The sequence below is a fragment of the Cohnella hongkongensis genome (assembly GCF_042654645.1).
GTDB classification, from domain to species: Bacteria; Bacillota; Bacilli; order Paenibacillales; family Paenibacillaceae; genus Cohnella; species Cohnella hongkongensis.
Map to the genome: position 1 here is coordinate 67289 of NZ_JBHSEP010000013.1, position 19266 is coordinate 86554.

General features: G+C 57.4%; 14 protein-coding genes and 1 tRNA gene. 12 read left to right on the top strand and 3 right to left on the bottom strand.

Features of this window, described 5'->3' with window-relative positions; translation table 11 throughout:
- Complete coding sequence (locus ACFO3S_RS17345; RefSeq protein ID WP_378098750.1) at positions 1-3231, top strand: AAA family ATPase; 3231 nt, start codon at positions 1-3, stop codon at positions 3229-3231.
- Here ACFO3S_RS17345 and ACFO3S_RS17350 read toward each other — a convergent pair.
- Both ACFO3S_RS17350 and ACFO3S_RS17355 read right to left on the bottom strand, forming a co-directional pair.
- A complete protein-coding gene (locus ACFO3S_RS17350) occupies positions 3203-4273 on the bottom strand; it encodes a YkvI family membrane protein (protein ID WP_378098751.1) in 1071 nt (356 codons plus the stop codon). The genes ACFO3S_RS17345 and ACFO3S_RS17350 overlap by 29 nt on opposite strands.
- Before the next feature lie 195 nt (positions 4274-4468).
- Positions 4469-5176, bottom strand: coding sequence for a hypothetical protein (locus ACFO3S_RS17355; protein WP_378098753.1), 708 nt, complete (start codon positions 5174-5176; stop codon positions 4469-4471).
- A gap of 459 nt (positions 5177-5635) precedes the next feature.
- Between ACFO3S_RS17355 and ACFO3S_RS17360 the strand changes: the two genes are divergently transcribed.
- The 10 genes from ACFO3S_RS17360 (at position 5636) to ACFO3S_RS17410 (ending at position 16084) form a co-directional block, all read left to right on the top strand.
- Positions 5636-6208 (top strand): xanthine phosphoribosyltransferase, encoded by a 573-nt coding sequence (locus ACFO3S_RS17360; RefSeq protein ID WP_378098755.1) that lies wholly within the window; start codon positions 5636-5638, stop codon positions 6206-6208.
- An 84-nt stretch (positions 6209-6292) separates the two neighbouring features.
- Entirely contained in the window at positions 6293-6628 is a 336-nt protein-coding gene (locus ACFO3S_RS17365; protein ID WP_378098757.1) for a hypothetical protein, read from the top strand.
- A gap of 130 nt (positions 6629-6758) precedes the next feature.
- Positions 6759-6974, top strand: a complete 216-nt coding sequence (locus tag ACFO3S_RS17370) for a hypothetical protein (protein WP_378098759.1) — start codon at positions 6759-6761, stop codon at positions 6972-6974.
- A gap of 80 nt (positions 6975-7054) precedes the next feature.
- Positions 7055-7435 carry a carboxymuconolactone decarboxylase family protein gene (locus ACFO3S_RS17375; protein WP_378098761.1) on the top strand — a complete coding sequence of 127 codons (381 nt, stop codon included), beginning with the start codon at positions 7055-7057 and terminating at the stop codon, positions 7433-7435.
- A 158-nt stretch (positions 7436-7593) separates the two neighbouring features.
- Positions 7594-7681 (top strand) — tRNA-Leu (locus tag ACFO3S_RS17380).
- Between the two features lie 197 nt (positions 7682-7878).
- Entirely contained in the window at positions 7879-8265 is a 387-nt protein-coding gene (locus ACFO3S_RS17385) for an MmcQ/YjbR family DNA-binding protein (protein ID WP_378098762.1), read from the top strand.
- A 126-nt stretch (positions 8266-8391) separates the two neighbouring features.
- Complete coding sequence (locus ACFO3S_RS17390) at positions 8392-9150, top strand: hypothetical protein (protein WP_378098763.1); 759 nt, start codon at positions 8392-8394, stop codon at positions 9148-9150.
- Entirely contained in the window at positions 9147-9719 is a 573-nt protein-coding gene (locus ACFO3S_RS17395; protein WP_378098764.1) for a hypothetical protein, read from the top strand. Before ACFO3S_RS17390 ends, ACFO3S_RS17395 begins: the two co-directional genes overlap by 4 nt.
- A 144-nt stretch (positions 9720-9863) precedes the next feature.
- Complete coding sequence (locus ACFO3S_RS17400) at positions 9864-12341, top strand: winged helix-turn-helix domain-containing protein (protein WP_378098766.1); 2478 nt, start codon at positions 9864-9866, stop codon at positions 12339-12341.
- 227 nt (positions 12342-12568) lie between these two features.
- Entirely contained in the window at positions 12569-16084 is a 3516-nt protein-coding gene (locus tag ACFO3S_RS17410) for an RCC1 domain-containing protein (RefSeq protein ID WP_465251405.1), read from the top strand.
- 64 nt (positions 16085-16148) lie between these two features.
- On the opposite strand, the gene ACFO3S_RS17415 is transcribed toward ACFO3S_RS17410, so the two are convergent.
- On the bottom strand, positions 16149-18191 hold the full coding sequence (locus tag ACFO3S_RS17415) for a glycosyl hydrolase family 18 protein (protein ID WP_378098768.1): 2043 nt from the start codon (positions 18189-18191) through the stop codon (positions 16149-16151).
- Positions 18192-18930: 739 nt separating this feature from the next.
- Here ACFO3S_RS17415 and ACFO3S_RS17420 point away from each other — a divergent pair.
- Positions 18931-19170 (top strand): hypothetical protein, encoded by a 240-nt coding sequence (locus ACFO3S_RS17420; protein WP_378098770.1) that lies wholly within the window; start codon positions 18931-18933, stop codon positions 19168-19170.
- Positions 19171-19266: the final 96 nt, after the last annotated feature.

Consider the following 19266-nt stretch of genomic DNA (forward strand, 5'->3'; position numbering starts at 1 on the left):
ATGTACATACGCGAGATCGATGTGGACGGATACGGAGCGCTCAGCAGGGCGAAGCTGGCGTTCGGCGGGGAACGCGTCACGGTGCTGTACGGCCCTAACGAAGCCGGCAAGAGCACGCTGCTTCGGTTCGTGCGCAGCATGCTGTACGGCTTTCCGACGCGCAAGGACCCCGTCGAGCGCGGCGAGCCGGTATTCGGCGGCCGCCATGGCGGCCGTCTCGTTCTGACGGATCGGAACGGGCTCGAGTGGCGGATCGAGCGGCATTCGGACCGCGGCGGAGAGATCCGGCTCAGGGACGATGCGGGAGCCGAGCGGGTCGTCGGGCAGGCCGAATGGGAGAAGCTGCTGCTCGGCGGGCTGCCGGAGAGACTTTACCGGCAGCTGTTTGCCGTATCGCTGAACGAGCTGCACGAGCTGAGAACGCTTCAGGGGGAAGAGCTGGGCAGCTTCCTGTATCATGCCGGATTGGCCGGAGGCGCGTCGATCGCCGAAGCGCGCCGCCGGATCGGCGCGGAGCTTGACCGTCTCTACCGGCCGAAAGGGTCGAACCAGGACATGAATCGGCTGCTCGGCAGCATCAAGGAGCTGGAGGCGGACATTCGCCGGAGCCGCGACGGCATTCGGGAATATGCGGATGCGGCCGAGGAGCTGAGAAGCGTCGAGCAGCGTCTGGGACGAATGGAGGAGGAGCTGCCCGGTCTCAGAAGGGAAACGGCGATGCTGCAGGGGGCGCTGGAGCTGCGGGAATGGTGGCTGAAGAGAGAGGCGCTGCTGGCGGAGATCGCCGATTTGCGCGCGGCGCTGCCCGATCCCTCGGCCCCGCTGCTGTCCGAGGAAACCGCCGGGATATGGGGGGAGCTCCGAGGCTTGCGGACTGCCGTCTCGGCCCGGCTGGCCGAGGAGCGCGAAGCGCTGGAGGAGCTTCGGCGGGAGCGGGACCGGCTGAGCTGGGACGAGGAGAGAATCGCGGCTTTCCCGGAGCTCGAACGTCTGGAGGCGACGAGCGAAGCGATAGCCGCCAAGCGCGAGGAGCGCAGCGGGCTGGAAGCCGAGCTGGTCGCCTTGGACGATACGATTCGCAGCAGTCTTGCGCTTGTCTCGCCGGAGTGGGGCGAGACGGAGCTGGCCGCCTTCGGAGGCTTGGCGGCCGACCGGGAGCAAGTCCGGAGCGTACGGCAAGCCTGGGAGGAGGCGGAGAAGGCGTCGATGACGCTGCAGACCGAGCTGCGGAGACTGGACCGACAGCGGGAGCTCCTGCTCGGCGAGGAGGGCTCGGGGTCGCCGGAGAACGAGGCGGACGAACGCGCGAAGCCGGACGGGGCGGCCTTCGGTTTCCTCCCGCGAACGAAATCCGAGCTGCTGGAGGCGTGGCACCAGGCGGAGGACGCCCGCAGAAACTACGAGCGGACGGCGGCTGCGGGCGCAGCGGCAGCGTCGCCGGCGGGTCGCGCCTCGCGGTCTCGGCGGAGCTCGGGCCGCGGAGGAAGCGCTCTCCGGCTCGTCTGGGCCGCAGCGGCCGCCGCGGTTGCTGCGGCGGTCTGGCCCTTCCTTCCGGGTCAGGAGGATCGGCTCTCTCCGCTCCCTTATCTTCTGTCCGCAGCGCTGCTCGCGACGGCCGCAGGCATCGCCGGGTACGTCCGGAGCGGGCTTGGGAACGAGGCTTCCCGCTCCCGGTTCGCTTCGGAAGCTTCTCCGGAAGCGGACCGGGCCGGCCGCGAGGCGGTGAGCGAGAAGCTGCGGCTGCTGATCGGCGACGCTGAAGCGGCGGCGGGCTGGATGCCGGGCGGCTCGTCCCGGTCGGACCAGCCGCTCTCGGCTGCAGAGGCGGACGCCTACTGGAGCCGGCTGCGGGAGGCGGTGCACGAGCAGCTCGAGCGATGGGAGAGAAGCGGCCGCGAAGCCGAACGCAGACAGGAGCTGGGCCATCGGATTCAGGAGGTGCTGAAGGAGAAGGGGCTGATCGAACGGGAAGCCGAGAGCCAGCTTCGGCTGCTGGAGGAGCTGGGCGAGCGATGGCGGCAATGGCTGATCGTCCGCAAGCTGCCGGATCATGTGACGCCAAGCGGAGCGTTCGAGCTGTTCGCGGCGGCGGAGCGCGGTCAGGCGGCGCTGCGGCAGCGGGACCGGCTGAAGGAGCGCGTCGACGCGCTCGAGCGCGCGATCGGCGATTTTGACCGCGCGGCGACCGATCTGGCCGGAAAATGGCCTCCGCCCGCGGGACTCGGCACGGATACGAGCCTTGCCGTAAGATGGCTGTACCGGGAGGCGGTCGGCGAGCTGGACGCGAAGCGGACGGCCGAGCGGCTGGAGGCGCGGATCGAGTCGGCGCGCGCGAGGGTCGGCGACGCCGAGGCCGAGCTGGAAGGCGTGCAGGAACGGATTGCGGAGATGCTTCGATCGGTCGGGGCCGCTTCGGAAGCCGAGCTGGACGAGCGGATTCGGATCGACGACCGCTGCCGCGCATGGCGAAGAGAGGCAAGGGAGGCGCAGCTCAGGCTCGAATCGGGCCGGGACGCCGCCGCCCAAGCCGAGCTGTACGAGCTGCTCGGCTCGCGCGACGAGGCTGCGCTGGCCGCGCTGATCGAAGAGGGGCAGACCAGGCTTGCCGAGACCGAGGCGATCCGCTCCGAGCTGTTGGATCGCCGGGGGCGGCTGGCTCAGCAGCTCGACAGGCTTCGCAGAGACGCCGAGCTGGAAGACAAGAGGCAGCGGCTGAGAGAGCTTGGCGACCGGCTGGAGGAGCTGACGGCGCGCTATGCGGTGCTGGCGCTGGCGGACAAGCTGATTGCGGACACGAAGGCGGTCTACGAGGAGGAGAAGCAGCCGGAGGTGCTGCTTCGCGCGTCCCGCTATTTTCAGCGAATGACCGGAGGGGCCTATTCGCGCATCGTGGCTCCGGGCGATTCCAAAACGTTGCTGGCGGAGACGAAGGAGCGCACGTACTTGGAAAGCGTCTATTTAAGCCGGGGTACGCAGGAGCAGCTCTATCTGGCGATGCGGTTCTCGCTGTGCGACGCCGCATCGCCCGAGCATCCGCTGCCGCTTCTGATGGACGACTTGTTCGTGCATTTCGACGAGACCCGCCTGGCGCGCACGCTGCCAGTGCTCGAAGAGCTCGGCCGTACGAGACAGGTGCTGCTGTTTACGTGCCATCGCCATGTGGCGGAGACGATCGTCTCCGGGACGGCCGGAGCGCGCCTGCTTACGCTGGAAGCTTGGAAGAGGGCTTAGGGGGCCGGGGCGGCAGCGCCCGATCCCTTCCGATCAGGAACAGCCACCCCAGACTGAGCAGGCCGAACATCGGGTAAAGCGTCGAGAGCAGCGTTCCGAAGCCGAACTGACCGGCCAGAAAGCAGAGCAGCAGCAAAGCGGCGGTCAGCATCCAGGGGGAGGCTTTGGTCCGTTCGTGAAGCTGGAGCGTCAGGCCGTAGATGTCCGCGACGAGCGTCGTGAAGATTTCCATGAAGATCAGGAAAACGTAAACCCAGTGCAGCCAGGCGCCCAGCTCCCTGGCGATGCCGCCCATCGGAATATCGAACTGGGCGATGCCGGGCATGCGCGACGATAAGGCAAAATGACCGGAAAGCAGCAGCACGCCGATGCCGATGCCGCCCATCCACGCGCCTTTGCGCAGAATTCGGGAGTCGCCGATCGCCGATCCGAGCGGAACGAGCACGGCCTGCGACATCGACAGGTTAAAAGCTGCGTAGAGGAACGGCGATAGCCAGGCCGCCCAGGGGGACGACTCGTTCGGAGCTCTGAACCATTGATCGGACAGCGGAGTGCGCAGCGTCTCAACGACGAGAAAAACCGAAAAGCCGATCATCAGCGGAACGACGAACGTATTGATCGTCAGAATGGCGCTCATCCCTTTGCGAAGCAGCAGGAAGCAGGCGAACATCGTCGCGAGCAGACCCGTCTGGTAGCTCAAGTTAAGATGCTCCGAGAAGACGGAGCCGGCGCCGGCCAGCATGACCGCGTTGACGCCGAGCAGGACGATGAGCATCATATGGCTGACCCAGCGTCCGGCGGTGTCGCCGAACAGATGCTTGTTCAAATCCTCGTACGACTTGGCCTCCAGCTTCGCCGACAGGAGCATCACTTTGGCTCCGATCCATACGAAAAACATCGTGGAAACGAGAATCAAATACGGTCCCCAGTGCCCGAACCGGGTGAAAAATTGCAGCACTTCCCTCCCGGATGCGAAGCCGGCACCGACTACGGTTCCGATAAATACGAGCGCGACTTGAATGCTTCTGGCCCAATGCTTCATTCCCGGAACCTCCCGAACGCGACTTGTCCCTCTGTATTTCTACTCTATGACGGCGATCGGACGGGCATGACTGGGGACGGCAGCCGCGAGACGCGCAGGCAGAACACAAATAACGGGTCCGCCCCTCCGGAACAGAGGGACAGACCCGTATGGAACGCTCCGAGAAGCCGCTGATAATGCGAAGGCGGCGGGAGCTTAGATTTCCTGGTTAAGCAGCTTAAGCGAGAGGACGTTCTGCGTATCGGGATCCAGGTCGATCTTCAGCCATCCGCCTTGGACCTCCAGCGCAAGGACGTTCGTCTGTTCGTCCCCGGGGATGCCGAGCACTTCGGCGGCTTTCGCCCCCTTCATCCCGTAATAAAGATCCTGTATGCCCGTATCCGCTTGGCGGGAGCCGATCTCGATATAGACGACCCGATCCTGCTCGTTCAGACCGACGGACAGGCCGGCGTATTCCCAGATCTCGATCGTCTCGGCCTCTCCGGGAAGCGGATAGGTCTCCTCCGGAAGCCCGTAGCGTCTGACGACCTCCTGATCGGTGGCGCCCAGCTTGAGATACGCGAGCGACGGGGCTTTCGCCTGAAAAGCAGGCTTGGCGGACGTCGCTTCGGGAGACGGAGAAGGCTGCACGGTCGCGGCTTCGACGGAAGGCGTCGAAGGCTCCGGTTGCCGGCTTGAACCGGCGTCGGGCGCTTCGGTCGAAGGGGGCTTGGAAGCGGGCGCCCGCGGACTGTCCGGCGGCTGCGTTGCGCGCGGCGGAACGGGAGCGTTCGTCGGCGCTGCCGGAGCGCTCGGCGGCGAGGAAGCCTCGGGAAGTTCCGTTGAAGAACTGCAGGAGACCAAGCTGGCGCTAAAGAGCAGTATGCTTCCGATTCGCAAGAAAACGGGCCGATTGATCGCCACGTTTCATCCCCCCTCTGAACATCCCTTCATCTATATAAGACATGACATAAGCTGGAAAAGTTTCGAGCGTTTGAAATTATTTTTTCAATTTCATGCTATTGTCGCATAGGGTCAAAACTTGTCGGGACTTAAGTCTCACTTTCCATAGACGTTTCCGCCCCGTGTTACCCGCAGCGAGGATGTTAACGGCGAAGATGACGGAACAAGGAAGGACAAAATAGACGAGCTTCTTGAAGCTTCTCAGCCGTGATCGGAAAAAGGCGCCGGGCGGCGGACGGCGAAGCGGATTGCTGCTGCGAATTTGTCGCAAAAAACTGTTGCAAACGAAGACGAACGGTTATAATGGTATGAAAACCGACGTAACGCATCCTGACATTCCTTGATAGGCTGGATTGCCGCCAAGGATTTTAACGCAAGGGTTGCGCGAAACGGAAACGACAACGGGTGGTGGGGAAGACGATGGACATTCTCAAGGAAAGAATTTTAAAAGAAGCTAGCGTCATCAATTCAGGGGTATTGAAGTTGGATTCTCTGCTGAACCATAGCGTCGATCCGCAGTTGACGATGGAGATGGGCAAGGAATTCGCGTCCCGGTTCGCCGGCGAGCCCATTACGAAAGTCATTACGGTCGAGTCCTCCGGCATCCCCGTCGCCTTCGCGACCGCTCTGCAATTCGGCGTTCCGCTCGTGTTCGCCCGCAGGAAAAAGACGCTTCTCGGCGAGCCCGACGCCTATTGCGAGCGCGTGCCTTCCTTTACGAAAGGCATCGTTACCGATCTGATCGTCTCCCGTCACCTGCTGAGCGAGGACGATTCGCTGCTGTTCATTGACGATATTATCGCCAATGGAGACGCGGCGCGCGGATTGATCAAAATTATCGAGCAGTCCGGAGCGAAGCTGAAAGGAATCGGCATCGTGCTGGAGAAGTCGTTCCAGGCCGGAGGGAAGGCGCTGAGGGAGCTTGGCTACCGCGTGGAGACGCTCGTGAAAATTCAATCTCTCGAGGATAATACGATAACGTTCGGCGATTAGCTATTCGGGCAGAGCTTCACCTTCCGATCTTGACGGCAATCACGTATAATAGAATTATCCTGCAGATGGGGGAGGCGAACAGCAATGGTTAACTCGAATCAAGTCAATATGCCGGCCGATTTCTTCCTGAACAAGCTGGAAGAAGCGAAAATCCACTTCGAGCGCGCGCTCGACTGCAAGCATACGGAGTTCGACGACCTGTATCCTTACATGATCGAACACCCGCAATTTTTTTGGTATAAACGGTACGTGGCGTGGTCGGAATTGCTGACGGTCGTCAAGCTTTGCGAGGAGCTGGAGCTTCCGTGGACGGAGCGCTTCGCGCCCCACCAGGCGGAATACGTGAACGGTAGAGTCATGTCCAGCAAAGTGCTCGATTGCTGGTACGAGACGAACGATTCGAAAGAACACGTCGGGTAGGACGAACCGGCGAATATACCCGGGAACCCGCTCGACGCGACGTCAGGCGGGTTCCCTTCTTCTTCGGCGCATCGCGGTCGGCGGACCGTCGAAGAAGCCCGAATCCGACAGTCAGGAGGATACGATCAAGATGTGGAGCGATGAACAGCTGGACAAGCTGCGCGTGGACGGGACGAGGATCCGAATCGTGCGCGACGCGCTGGAGCAGAACGATGTCGTCGGCATCGTCGTCGCCTGGGACGACGAATACGTGCTGATCCGGAGACCGAACCGGAGAGTCGTCAAGGTGAAGCGGGCCTACTCGATTCAGCCTGCCGACGAAGAGAGAAAATGGCGGCCTGAATGAATCGGCCTTTCCGGAGGAATCCTGTTGTAAAGCGGCGGCAATGCGCCGCCGGAAGGTTGGCCGACAACGGAGGGATCACGATGACAACCGTTCAACGATTCGAAGACGGGGCGCTGGATGCAAGAACGAAGCATTTGATCGGGCTCGGCGCCGCGCTCTTCGCCCGTCATGAAGACCAGGTCGCCTATTACGCGCAAGAGGCGAAGGCGCTTGGCGCGAGCGACGATCAGATCCGGGAAACGGTTCAGGTCGCCGCTGCGGCTGCAAGCGGGCAGGTGCTGGCCCGCGGCCTCGCATGGGTGCAGGGCGCGCTGCAGCAGGACATCGGAGCGTCTCCGCTGCCGGAAGACATCTCGCAAGCTTCCGCGCCTCTTCCGACTAACGCCTACCCCGATGCGGAGTTCGGTCAGGACGAGGGCGCGCCTGCATGGGAGGAAGCGGAAGTGTCCCCGTCCTTCTAATGTCGGCAGGGCGGCGATATTAACTGAAAATTGGAACTTTGCCGTCAGCCTTGACTTCGCCTCGATAACTGTGCTATTTTAATATACGTGATTTCGATCCGCTTCTCTCACTCGAATCTGTCGGTGCAGACGAACATGCGCGAAGCTCACAGCAACATGCGGTCGTGGCGGAATTGGCAGACGCGCACGGTTCAGGTCCGTGTGGGCTAATACCCCGTGGAGGTTCGAGTCCTCTCGACCGCACCATACCCTTCATTATTGAATATCGTAAGCACCCGGGAGACTCTTCATGCCGTTATTGCGCTGAGAGTTTTTTTTGTTTTAGATCACGAAGAGCGCCGAAACAAGGATTGTTCTTCAGAGCCCCGGCATCGCGGCAAAAAACCATCACATAAACCGGATAGGTGCCAGCCGGGTCAATAGACGGCAAGGAGGACGATGGGATGGACATGGAAACGCTATTTCAAGAATCGGCGACTCATAAGGAGCTTTTCGGCAGAATCCAATCCTTGTGCCTTTCGTTTCCCGGAACGACTGAAAGGATCAGCCACGGCGCGCCGACCTTCTTCGTCGATCAAAAATTATCTTTTGTTCAATACCGGGTGAATCATCATGGAGACGGACGAATCGCATTGTGGTGCTCCGCACCTTCAGGCGTTCAGTCCACGTTAGTGGAATCAGATCCCGAAATTTACTTCAGACCCCCTTATGTCGGACACCTCGGCTGGATCGGAATGAGGCTTGACGGCCATGCCGAATGGGACGAAATCTCAAGCGTCATCGGCGATGCCTATCTCAATCGAGCGCCTAAAAAATATAAAGAGAAATGATAATGGAATTGGAAATTCAACAAAGGCCCAGCTTAAGATGTGATATCTGCGGCTGGGCCGTTTCATGATTGGCTTTCTTCATAATTGCGATAAATAGAAGGTGGACATGAATGAGGAGGGAGTATTTTGCGAGCTTCAGCGGACATTCTTGACATCTGGAGAAGATTTGACCCATTTCCGATGGAAACCCTCACCAAGGCATGGTACTTGCAGCAAACTGCCGGTGCAAAGCAACGAACAGTCGAACAAATGAAACTTCACAGGGAGCAATACGGAACCGCAGGGAACTGTTTTGACTTGGCCATATGGTTAAATCATGAATTCAATCAAGAGAAGCTATCCAGTTATGCCATTCTAACGCCCGACGCCCACGTTGCTGTAGTTGTACTGAACGAGCACGGTCATCGATACTTATGCGATCTAGGCGATCAATGGATAGAGCCCATACTCATTGACCCCGAAAGCGAAGATTACACGGAGGAATTATTGGAGGGCTTCTTCCCAGGCTCGCTCGTTAAAGTGGAATCGCGCGGGAATCTACTTCTTGTCACTTACCGAAGACCAAACGGCAAAGAAAGTAAACAGACGTATACGCTAGACCCCATTTCGAATGAAAAGCTAATCGCCGAAGGGGAAAAAACGCAAAGAACGTTGTGGCATCCTCTGGTTGAAAAAAGAATTTTTACGGACGAAGAGGTCATTCATTGGGAGTTTGACAACTTTATTAGTTTCTATAGCACAATGGCGGGGAAGCAACCCGAGAGTCGGCTTGAGACAGCAGAAGAGTGGGCTGAACGAATTGGCAGCGTAAGCGGGATAAGTAAAGAGGTAATACGTGACGCTTTAGAAGTATATATGATGCGGAAGAAAGCGGTAAAGAAATGAACTCCTTTAAGATCTTACTATTTCATATTTTGCTTCATATCGCTCTGTTGATTTTTTATATCTTTTTCTTGAATGAAGCCAGCGGGACGATAAAGCTTCTATTGCAATTAATCTTTGTCCTCTTTGCCCCTTTATTTTACATTTATTTAGGATACAGGTATACGGACGGTCGTGCAGGTTTTAAGCGGAATGTTCTTCGTTTTTTCAATATTAGTATAGTTGGATTTATGGTTTGGCTGCCTTGTTTTTATCATTATATTACGGATGATGTTCATGCAAGAGCTGAAAATGCTTTTTTTGTTCTACCGTCAGAAATAGTATGGATCTTTTATGGGCTCTTCAATTCTTTTCTTCTATATATAGGTATATTTGTTAGTTGGATTGGTTACTTTCAAGGTTGGGGCAATAAGTATGCAGTATCTGTCGTTATTCTAGTTATTAATTTCGTTCCTTCATTCTTCATTTGGATTGGTTGGTTATTGAAAAGTTCAAGCGTCGAGCATTCTACCCCTATACCTATAGAGGAAAGTAAACAAGAGGCAGAAAGCGTCACTTACGGAGCGCCGTAAAAGCCGAACTCTTCGCACGTGCTCGTCTTGATAATAGATTCGAAGGGAATTCGTACGATGATCGTCGCCACCAAATTACATATTCCTCGGCCGCGAGGCGAGTTTGTCTCGCGTCAACGACTTATTCATCGGTTGGATGAAGGAATGGACCGTACGCTTACCTTGATCACAGCGCCCGCAGGATACGGGAAAACGACATTGCTCAGCGAATGGGCGATGGCGGCGGATCGTTCCTCGGCTTGGGTGTCGCTGGATGCAGGAGACAACGATCGCATTCGTTTCTGGGCGCATACGCTCGCGGCGCTGAAGCAAGCCTGTCCCGCTTTCGACGAGAAGAGCGTGCTTCGTCATGCCACGGAAGACGCGTCGGGGGACTCGCTAATTGCCGCGCTCGTCAACGGGCTGCACCGTATTTCGCAGGCGACGGCGCTCATATGGGATGATTTTCACCATATTGAAGAATCGGGGATTCTAAAGGGAGTCCTCTATATGCTCGAACGTCTGCCTGCTCACGTTCATCTTTATATCGCCAGCCGTACTCCGCCGCCGCTTCCGCTTTCCCGAATATGGGTCGATAATGGACTGAACCGATTGGAAGCGAGCGACCTGCGCTTTATGCCGGAAGAAACGTCCGAATTTTTCGTCAAATGCGGCGATGTGAAATTATCCGCCGAACAAACGGCGACAATCCAGCAATTGACCGAAGGATGGGCAGCCGCGATGCGATTGGCGGTCTTGTCGCTGCGCGAACATGCGGACCCGGCGTCTCTGGTCCGGAAGATGGCGGGAACGGAACGCGATGTTTCGGATTATTTTTTCGAAGAAGTGTTGTCTCTGCAATCCGATACGATGAAGCATTTTCTGCTGCGGACGTCGATTTTGGAGCGGATGACCGGGGAGCTGTGCGAAGCGGTGACCGGAATGGCCGAGAGCGCCGCGTATTTGCAGCAATTGGAGCAGATGAGCTTGTTTCTGGTGCCGCTGGACGAGCGGCGGGTATGGTACAGGTATCATCATCTATTTCAGCAATTTTTGGCGGCGCAGCTGAAAATACGCGAACCGCGGCAATGGAAGACGCTACATCTGGAAGCGGGAAGATGGCTGGAGGAGAACGGCTATCCCTATGAAGCGGTGGAGCATTACTTGGCGGGAACGGGGTACGAAGAAGCGCTGACTTTGCTGGAGAAGATCGCGCCGGAGCTGATGGTCAAGGAATGGACGACGCTATGCGCGTGGCTTGGCGCGATACCCGATTCGCTTTTATTGGCCAAGCCGATGATGCTTCTGACCAAGCTCGCCTCCCAGTATTTGTCCGGACAGACGGAAGCCGCCACGGAGGGATATTGGCGGACAGTTCGCAAGCTGGAAGAGGATCGGGCCGCCCTTCGTCCGGAGGATGGCGAAACCATGCGCGCCGGGCTGGCTTTTCTGGCCGCATTCCGCACGTTCCTGGACCGGGATTTCGCATATGCCGTTCAATATTCGCAGGAGTATGTCGACATGCGTCCGGAAGGGGATTTTTTCGTCGGGTTCGGAAGCGACGCTGACGGCTATCACCCGGTGTGGGACATCTATGTATCGGATGACAGTCCTCGGCTGGCGGAGCAGGTGTTAACGGCATTGCTGTCCATTTGGTCCGCCACCCGGAACGTCTATTTTGTCGCCCACCTATCCATAGACTTTGGAAAATTACATTACGAGCGCAACCGGCTGGATGAAGCGGAAACGTATTTTCGCCAGGCGCGCGAAATCGGAAAATCGCATCGTCATGCCAGCTTGACGACCGTCGCGGCGCTCTGGCTTGCCCGCGTCTCCATGGCGCGAGGGGACACGGAAACCGCAGACGCCATGGTACAGGAATTGGCCGAGCGAACGGCTTCGCGGGCGAATCCGCATTTATCCTGGAAAATCTCGTTGTTTCGAGCGGTGTTCCACAGGATGCAAGGAGAACAAAAGCCGATGAAACAATGGCTGAGGAAAAGCGGCTTGCGATTCCGCGACGAAATTCCGTTATCGATGGTCAAGGAGTATGATTTGCTCGCTTGTTCGCTGGCGGATGAAGGGAAAATCGAAGAGGCCGCGGCTTTAACGGAGCGTATTCTCTTAATCGCGAACGAGACCGGACGGCAAAGCGACCGCATCCGTTCGCTCGTGCTTCAGAGCAGAATCCTTATCTTGCAAGATCAGGTTGCGCAAAGTATGGACGTCTTGGAAGAGGCGCTTGCGCTGGCATGGCCGGAAGGGTACATCCGGACCTTCGTGGACGGCGGCGCGCCGGCGGCGCAGCTATTGGATCAATATATTCGATTGCGTCAGGATCAACACCGCAGCCCTCGCCATCAGGTTCCGTTACCTTACGTGAAACGGCTGCTGCGACTGTTCCCCGCGGTTAGAAAGAGAGACGGTGCTTTTCTTCAGCCAGGAAATCGGCCTGTCTTAACCGCGAAAGAACGAGATGTGCTTCGATGGATGGAAACAGGGAGGTCAAACAAAGAAATCGCTCTTCATTTGAATGTTTCCTTATCCACCATCAAAACTCATATCAATAATATTTATGGCAAATTACAGACGTCCAATCGTTTGCAAGCCTTGGAACGCGCCAGAACGCTCCGGTTGTTCTGATCCGTTCCTTTTTTTGTCGAATTTGCTCCACCCCCTTCCTCAACCTTTAGGCTTAACATTGCAGAAAGGGTTGATCACAGATCCGTTCCAAGCTAGGTATAATCTATTGGACAAAGGATTTAAGAGATCAAACAAGAGGAGGATCATGCGAGATGGATCTGTGCAACAGAAAAACGGGCAGAGGAGCAGCGCTAATCTGTGCCGTTTTCCTGCTTATGCAGACGTTCATGCTGGAGATATCTCCCGGCAAAGCATCGGCTCAAGGGAGCGCTCATCCCTCTCTCGGGGATCGCTGGGGAGGAATCCAGCAAATCTCAGGCGGGAGAACCCATTCCCTCGCCTTAACCCCGGATGGCGAAGTGCTCGCTTGGGGATCGAATCAATATGGCAAAGCGACGGTTCCCATTGCAGCGCAGTCCAATGTGGTTTCGGTTAGCGCAGGACAAGACCACTCTCTCGCTCTCACATCCGCCGGAGAGGTCATTGCCTGGGGAGGGGGAAGATTTGGCGAAGCCGATGTGCCAGCGGAAGCGAAAAGCGACATCGTCGCGATTGCTTCGGGTCCTAATGCCTTCCATTCGTTAGCTCTCACGTCCTCAGGGAAAGTCATTGCTTGGGGAGCTAACACTACGGGTCAATCGGATGTGCCGGATGAAGCGGAACGCGGCGTTGTAGCTATAGCGGCGGGGTATTGGCATTCCTTAGCTCTAACTGCTGCCGGAGAAGTGGTTGCCTGGGGAGGAGACCCGTACGGATTGGGAGTGCTGAATATCCCCGATGAAGTGCAAGGTCATGCAGTGGCCATTAGCGCAGGAACGCACCATTCTTTGGCGTTAACCGCTTCAGGTAAGGTGGTTGCTTGGGGGAGGAACGAAAGCGGACAATCTTCCGTGCCGGAAGAGGCGGAAAGCGGCGTCATCGCAATTGCCGCAGGGCGTGCGCATTCTCTTGCCTTGAAATCTGACGGCTCCGCCATTGCCTGGGGCATTACCAACGGTTCACTGGATGACTACGGACAAACGGTTGTACCCGAAGCAGCGAAAAGCGGCGTCATTGCGATTGCTGCGGGATATGAATATTCCGTCGCCCGGAAAGCGGATGGAACGATCGTGGCCTGGGGAGATAACAGATCGGGACAGATCGAAGCGCCGGCGCGTATCGCTGCTCCCGTGAAACCAAGGCAGGTCGCTGCGGGAGTCAGCCATTCCCTGGCTCTGACATCCGCCGGTCGCGTGATCGGCTGGGGAAGCGACAGCTTCAACCAGCTTCCGGTCCCCGAAAACTTGCATGAGGTCCAATCGATTAGCACGGGCGTTTCTCATTCCTTGGCATTAAAAACAGATGGCACGATTAGCGGCTGGGGAGACGATCTGTACAATCAGTTGGACATTCCGACGAATTTGCGCAAGGTTGTCGCTATCGACTCAGGAGACTACCATACATTAGCGTTGCAGGATGACGGTACAGTCGTGGCTTGGGGGGGAGTATATGGGGATGAGGAAGATAAACGGCTCGAGGTGCCGGGCGATTTGGCGGATGCGATCGCGGTCGGCGCGGGACTGTTTCACTCCCTTGCATTGAAGGCCGACGGTACGGTAGCGGTATGGGGAGGCAATCGCTTTAACCAACTGAATATCCCCAGCGACTTGCGGGATGTGAAAGCGATCAGCGCTGGCGGCTATCATTCCTTGGCTTTGAAAACGGACGGCACGATCGTCGCATGGGGAGATCATACCTATAACCAGTTAAATTTGCCTGATCGACTGCAAGATGTCGTCGCCGTCAGCGCAGGCCGCCATCATTCCGTCGCCTTAAAGTCGGACGGCACGGTCGTTGCGTGGGGAAGCAATACTTATCGGCAGCTCGAGGTTCCGTTAAACTTGCGCAACGTCGTCGCGATTTCGGCAGGGGATAATCACACCCTAGCGTTGCGAGCGGATGGAACCGTTGTCGGCTGGGGTTCTGAGGGATCCGGCAAGCTCGACGTTCCGACCAGCGATCTGGCTTGGATCGAACTGACCGATCAAAGCGGGGAGGAAGTGGAACTCCCATTTGACGTTGCTCGGCAGGAATATACGGTTCCGGTCGACTATCGCGTCACCGAGGTGAACGTGCTAGCTGAACTTGAAAACGCGGAGCATGCCGATGTGTATGTGAATGGCGAGCGACCATCCGATCCGGCGGAGGGAGTCAAAATCCAAGTCACTGACGAGCAAACGATCGTGAACGTGGAAGTGTCCCCTTATTTGAACGAAAATAAAACGTATACGATCACTCTGGTGAAAAATCCAGCGCTGCCCGAGCAGGTCGCCAAGCCGACGGCCAATCCGGCAGGGCGTGCCGTTCCGGCGGGCACAAAGGTAGTCTTGGAGACGCTGACCGAAGGCGCGACGATCTATTACACGACGGATGGCAGCGCGCCGACGAGCGGCAGCACTGAATACGTGGAGCCGATCGAAGTGACCGGGGAGATGACGATTCAAGCGATCGCCGTGAAGGATGGCCTGCTGGACAGCGAAGTGATGAGTGAAAGCTATACGATTGCGGCGATTCCGGCGCCGGATCATCTAACCGCTTTGGCGGGCGATCGTTCGGTCACTCTGACTTGGAATGCCGTCACGGATATCGGAAGCGTAACATACGCGGTTTATCAAACGGGAGGCTCGTCTGCTCCCGTCGATCCGGCAGAGTGGAGCCTCGTTCAATCGGTTGCGGCGAACGTCTATACCGTCACCGGACTGACGAACGGTCAAGCCTATTCGTTTGCGGTAAAGACGATTCATGCGGAAGGTATCAGCGATTTCTCCCATGCAGCGACAGCGATCCCGAGAGCTGCCGGAAGTAGCGGCTCAGGCAGGGAAGGCTGGCCATTATCCGGCAACGCCAGCCTGAAGATGCTGGAAGCATGGGCGGACGGCACTCTCGTTGCGTTAACGCCTTCGTTCGCGGCGAACACGCATGCCTATACGGTTAGAACGGAGGCGAAACAAATTGAAATCAAAGCCGCCGCCGAGCACCCGGCAGCCAGAGTGACATGGAAGGATCGGACATTGGGCGACGGCATCCTGATCGATCTGAAAGAAGGGGATAATGTCATACCGCTAACCGTCCATGCAGAAGACGGTTCTCGGAAGACGTATACGCTTACCGTTGAACGGGCAACGACTCAACCTTCAGAACCGATAGAAACTGCCGAGCCCGATGCGCCATTGATCTCCTTCGCCGACATCGCCGGACACTGGGCGGAGGGCGATATCGAGCGAGCCGCGGCAGAAGGCATCGTCAGCGGTTACCCGAACGGCACGTTCAGGCCGAACGATCCCGTCACTCGAGCCGAGTTTGCGGCGATGCTCGTCGGCGCTTTGAAGCTGGAGGGGAAAGTCGCCGCGCTCCCCTTTACTGACGAAGCTCTAATCGGCGCATGGGCGAAGCAGGCCGTTGCCCATGCGGTACAAGCCGGCATCGTTATCGGCAATAGCGATGGCAGCTTCCGGCCGAACGCGCAGATCACCCGCGCGGAGATGGCGGTCATGATCGCCCGGGCGCTTAAGCTGCAGACGGATGCCGGCGCGTTTACCGGCTATGCCGACGACGACACGATTCCGCGGTGGGCGAGAGGCGCAGTGAAAGCGATTCGCGAGCTGGGCATTGTCAATGGCCGAGGCGGCAATCGGTTCGCGCCCAACGAGACGGCGACTCGCGCAGAAGCGACGGCGATGCTTCTTCGAATGCAGCAACTATGACGGGAGAATTTCCGTCGACAGAAGACCCCCCGATTGACGGGGGGTCTTCTGCATCCGATCGCGTTTATACAGGCTCCCACAGCGCAGGAACGATCGGCGGCTCCCAGCCCGGCAAGGAAGTGTGCGCCTGGATGCAATAGTACGTAACGCCGCCATAGGTCACCTGTTGATTCACGCTGTAAGCTGTATAGGGAGCCCAGGCGGGAATGGTCGAAGCGTCAGTCGTCACGGTAATCGTGGCCGCCGCAGACTGATTGCCAGCCGCGTCTCTGGCGCGAACCGAGAACGTATAAGTCGTATTAGCCGACAATCCGGTCATATTGGCCGTCGTCCCGGATACGTTCACCGTATTGGAGCCGTAGGTCACCGTATAGCCGGTAACGCCGACGTTGTCGGTGGAGGCGGTCCAGCTCAGCGATACGCTCGACGATGTTTTCGACGGCGACGTCAGGTTTGTCGGCACGCTCGGCGGCGTCGTGTCCGTGGATGCGCTGGTCGTTACGGTAATCGTGGCCGCCGCAGACTGATTGCCTGCCGCGTCTCTGGCGCGAACCGAGAACGTATAAGTCGTATTAGCCGACAATCCGGTCATATTGGCCGTCGTCCCGGATACGTTCACCGTATTGGAGCCGTAGGTCACCGTATAGCCGGTAACGCCGACGTTGTCGGTGGACGCGGTCCAGCTGAGCGATATGCTCGACGAAGTGCTCGATGGCGACGTCAAGTTCGTCGGCACGCTCGGCGGCGTCGTGTCGCCTGCGCCGCTTATCGGCAGGTCGTCGGCCAGCTTGTTCAGGAGCGTCTTGTTGCGATCCCCGCTGAACTCCCAGAACATGGCGCCGGCCAGCCCCTTCGTCTTGATGAACGAGGTTTTCTCGCCGATCGACTGAACGTCGTCGTAGCTGATATACGTTCTGCTGGACGGGTTGTACAGGTACGGAACTTTGGCTGCATTGTTCCAGTAACGGGTATAGCCGTTTTTGTTCACGTAGTTGTTCTCGATGTCCGTATAATCGAGAACGCCCGCTTCCCAAGTTCCGGGGGAGGGTCCCGAACAGCTCTGGTATTGACCGTTGCCCGCCGTGCCGCATCCCGTCCAGCCCCGTCCGTAGAACGGCACGCCCATGACGAGCTTGCTTGCCGGAACGCCAGCGCTTAGATGGCCTTGCACGGCGGCGTCCCCGTTGAAGGCGGAAGCGCTCGGCACGCCGGCAGAGGCTGCAGCAGGATCGTAGTAGAGCGGCGCATTGTGTGCGCTGATCGTCTGCCAGCCGCCATTGAAATCGTACGTCATGATGTTGATCCAGTCGACGATCGCCGCGATATGGCTCAGTTCCGTGTTCTGTACGAAGGAAGGGCTCGCCCCGGAAGCGATCGTCAGCAGGTAGTGCTTGCCGTCGGCAGCGCCCGCCGCGTCGAGCTTGGCGCGGACCGCTTGAAGCAGGAGCGTGTAGTTCTGCTTGTCGGCCGCTCTCGCGCTGTTGCCCGGCAAGCCTCCGGAGACGGGATACTCCCAATCCAGATCGACGCCGTCGAACTGATACTTGCGGAGGAAATTCACCGCCGAATTCGCGAAGTTGTCCCGCAGAACGGGGTCCGCAGCGACGTCCGAGAATCGGTTGGACCAGGACCAGCCGCCGACCGAGATGATCGTTTTGAGATTCGGGTTCGTTTGCTTCAGCTTCTGCAGCTGCTTGAAATTCCCCTTGATCGGATCGCTCCAGACATCGCCGGGATTGCTCTTCTGCGCGTCTATCCAGGGGTCGCCCATGACGATGGAGCCGTTGGGTACGTTAATGACGCCGTTCTCGTCCTGACAGCTCCACGTCTGCGGATTGGGGCCGGTCGGGTCGGGATTGCCGTGAATGCCGTTCCAGCAGATGTCCGCGAACGCGTAATTAATATGCGTCACTTTCGTCGGATCGACATCGGACACCTGGTAGTTGCGGCCGTATGCTCCCCAGGACGGATAATACCCGATGATCTTGTAGGGCGGAGCCGCTTCGGCTTTACTGGGCGCGAGCAGCCCGGGCATAAGGGTCAATACGAGCAAGAAAGTCAGAGCGAAAAAGTTCATTCTGTGGAAAAATCCAACGTTGGTCGTCATCTTAAATCCACCTCTCCTCATTTGGGATCCAACCGAAATGCCAAAAAAGCCCGTTACGGTTTTGCATCACCACCTTTCGAAGGAGTTCTGCAAGCGGACAAGCGGACATTCGGAAACCTATCTCAAATAGAAGCTGGAATTGACAACGGTTGAAAGAGTGGAAGATTAAGAGGGCGTATAAGAGGCGTTAATTGGGATCTATTTCTATCTTGCAGGAAGATTTGCCGCGCATAAAGAGGAAAATTCTCTTAACGGGGATATTTTTCTCGCATTCGATTTTGACGAACATTCCTATTTTTCTGGCGATCCGGACCGAAGATCGTTATTTCCATTCGCAGCGCCAAGATGGATCATTGTGGTAATATATAGAATGGAATTCGGGCGATATTTACAAAGTTACGGATGAACCGGTTCAACCCTACGAAATCGGGAAGAAGATCGGGCAAGTCACCCGGTATTCGGACAGAGAGGGAACATACGCCGGAAACTTCTCGAATGCGTTCCCGAAAGGCACGGGCTATTATTCAATTAAAGAGACGAGTCGACATGGCGTTATTGCGATCAAGGTTCAGGAGGGCGCTTATGTCAAAGCGGTAAATCAAGGTCCTTACGCTCAGGAGCATCTTCTATCTCCGAGCCGAATTGGAGTATACTTGTATGCCGCTGCAGTCATTTACCTCATATGGAGGTATGCCAGAAAGGTACGGCGAAAGGAAAAAGCAGCTAAGGAGTCCAAACGATGAAGAACAGACGCCATACGTTCGTAGTTCTACTTTTATTGACGGTCGCACTGACTTTGGTCATTCTGTGGCGAATAGGCTTGATCGGCATTTGGTCTGACGGGATGGCCCGGATTGCGGACAATACTAAAGACTTTAGCGATCATAACGGTTATGCGATTCAAGGCGAGTACGCGATTGCGATCAAAAATAGACGTCCGAGATCGCGAGGAATGTCATTACAGACCCGTGCGGGCTAAACCCCCGCGTAGGTTCAGTCCTCTTGAGGACACCATTCCTAAAAGGCTGACGCCCGGTTGAGTGCCGGCGTCAGCCTAGGTGTTTTTTTCAAGGTT

Excerpts from the sequence above, each read along its gene's own strand:
- ACFO3S_RS17410 (WP_465251405.1), top strand. The coding sequence starts at position 12,569 with ATGCTGGAGATATCTCCCGGCAAAGCATCGGCTCAAGGGAGCGCTCAT.
- ACFO3S_RS17345 (WP_378098750.1), top strand. The coding sequence starts at position 1 with ATGTACATACGCGAGATCGATGTGGACGGATACGGAGCGCTCAGCAGG.
- ACFO3S_RS17375 (WP_378098761.1), top strand. The coding sequence starts at position 7,055 with ATGACAACCGTTCAACGATTCGAAGACGGGGCGCTGGATGCAAGAACG.
- ACFO3S_RS17370 (WP_378098759.1), top strand. The coding sequence starts at position 6,759 with ATGTGGAGCGATGAACAGCTGGACAAGCTGCGCGTGGACGGGACGAGG.
- ACFO3S_RS17420 (WP_378098770.1), top strand. The coding sequence starts at position 18,931 with ATGAAGAACAGACGCCATACGTTCGTAGTTCTACTTTTATTGACGGTC.
- ACFO3S_RS17385 (WP_378098762.1), top strand. The coding sequence starts at position 7,879 with ATGGACATGGAAACGCTATTTCAAGAATCGGCGACTCATAAGGAGCTT.
- ACFO3S_RS17360 (WP_378098755.1), top strand. The coding sequence starts at position 5,636 with ATGGACATTCTCAAGGAAAGAATTTTAAAAGAAGCTAGCGTCATCAAT.
- ACFO3S_RS17400 (WP_378098766.1), top strand. The coding sequence starts at position 9,864 with ATGGACCGTACGCTTACCTTGATCACAGCGCCCGCAGGATACGGGAAA.
- ACFO3S_RS17415 (WP_378098768.1), bottom strand. The coding sequence starts at position 18,191 with ATGACGACCAACGTTGGATTTTTCCACAGAATGAACTTTTTCGCTCTG.
- ACFO3S_RS17365 (WP_378098757.1), top strand. The coding sequence starts at position 6,293 with ATGGTTAACTCGAATCAAGTCAATATGCCGGCCGATTTCTTCCTGAAC.
- ACFO3S_RS17395 (WP_378098764.1), top strand. The coding sequence starts at position 9,147 with ATGAACTCCTTTAAGATCTTACTATTTCATATTTTGCTTCATATCGCT.
- ACFO3S_RS17350 (WP_378098751.1), bottom strand. The coding sequence starts at position 4,273 with ATGAAGCATTGGGCCAGAAGCATTCAAGTCGCGCTCGTATTTATCGGA.